Origin of the sequence: Salinisphaera sp. T5B8, assembly GCF_040361255.1 — a bacterium.
Classification (GTDB): domain Bacteria; phylum Pseudomonadota; class Gammaproteobacteria; order Nevskiales; family Salinisphaeraceae; genus Salinisphaera.
Map to the genome: position 1 here is coordinate 1 of NZ_APNG01000049.1, position 1,392 is coordinate 1,392.

Genomic DNA, 1,392 nt, shown 5'->3' on the forward strand with positions numbered 1-1,392 from the left:
GGAAAGCCGCCTAGCTTCTTTCCTCATACACCAGATTTGACAGTAACTCGATATCCTTTGACGCTCATTGGCGTGACTAGGCGTTCACACATTTCCGGTTGAGGCAAACGGAGCCCACAGTTTGAGCACGTTCTGCGAGCGTAGGACGCCATTTTTATCCCAGAAACCAACTTTACTTAAAGCTTGAGATCGCGATCTTCCTTACTACCCAACGCCTAAGCTCAGTTGCCGGCCGAAGCGCGGCAGCGCTTTGGGCGGTCAACTGCAGCGATTTGTTAGCTCTTTTTCTTATAATATTTGTCAAATTCCTGAATAATGTTCGGATTATAAAAGCATTTTCCGACGCCTTTCTTCACCGCTGGATCAAGATACCGCTTGTTACAATACTGTTCGTTAGCTTCGAGGGGCTTTCGGATAGCGTGGTAATCCTTGTTAATTTTGAAGTCCGAATATCTCTTGCTCAATCGTGTTGTCAAAATCTTGTAATCCCACGGGTACTTTTCTCTCACGTCTTCTTCTTTCAGCGTGATAGGCGTTGCACCGGGGTTATTTGTGATTCGCACTAACTCCGCGTCTTCGGATTTGGACTTCGTGAACTTAACATTCACGTTTAGCGACACATTGAAGTCCCCAGGTTCCGAGTCTGGGTCCGATACTTGTGTTTCGGCTCTCAAGTACTTGGAGAGTTTCTTTTCCTCAGAGTTTAGGGCCACCCCTTGCATTCCGGCGTCGCTACCATAAAAAGCCAGCGGCATAAGAAAAAAATTGTAGTCCGATAAGTCTATGCCGAAGAGGCGTCGAATTGCCACTAAATAGTTTTTGAGACAAGCAGTACCAAGTTGCTGCACGAGCAATGCCAAATCAAAGCCTTTATTTACAAAGTGAATCGAGTTGTCTCGAACCTCGCATAAAAGATCGATGTTTTTTCGCACCGATTTTGGCATTTGATCTCCATAATCATTCTCGAGAAGATCAAGGGCCTTAAATAACCCGATTGAGAGATGTGTACCAGAACGGTTCTTCGCGCGGTACAGCTTCGAAGACATTTCGCCATTCGCTTTCCTACGCTTTTCATACTTTAAGACGGCACTAACTTTATTGCCGGATAGCTGCAAGATGCGTGCTTTAAGCAGCAGTTCCCAAGCATTGATGGCGAGAATGGAGAAGGTTTCCTCTCGATAAGAGAAGCTTGGTTTGTTGTATACCTCAATTGCTGCAACCATTGCATCAACTGATTTACGGGCGAGTGTTTGAGAACGTGATCGCATAAGGAGCTAACGCCTAAGCTCAGTTGCCGCCCGAAGCGCGGCAGCGCTTTGGGCGGTCAACTGCAGCGATTCGTTCTGAATCGCCCCGGGTTCGTCGGAGGCTCCAACTCTTGAGAGACTGGAG

The 1,392-nt window shown here is 47.1% G+C and carries 1 protein-coding gene; it reads right to left on the reverse strand.

The features are described from left to right. Window positions 1-275: 275 nt before the first annotated feature. The gene (locus T5B8_RS19925) at window positions 276-1,268 is read right to left on the reverse strand and encodes a DUF3644 domain-containing protein (protein WP_353181003.1); all 993 of its coding nucleotides are present in this window, start codon (window positions 1,266-1,268) and stop codon (window positions 276-278) included. Window positions 1,269-1,392: the final 124 nt, after the last annotated feature.

Bases quoted from the DNA above. Each gene is read 5' to 3' on its own strand.
- T5B8_RS19925 (WP_353181003.1), bottom strand. From the start codon at position 1,268: ATGCGATCACGTTCTCAAACACTCGCCCGTAAATCAGTTGATGCAATG.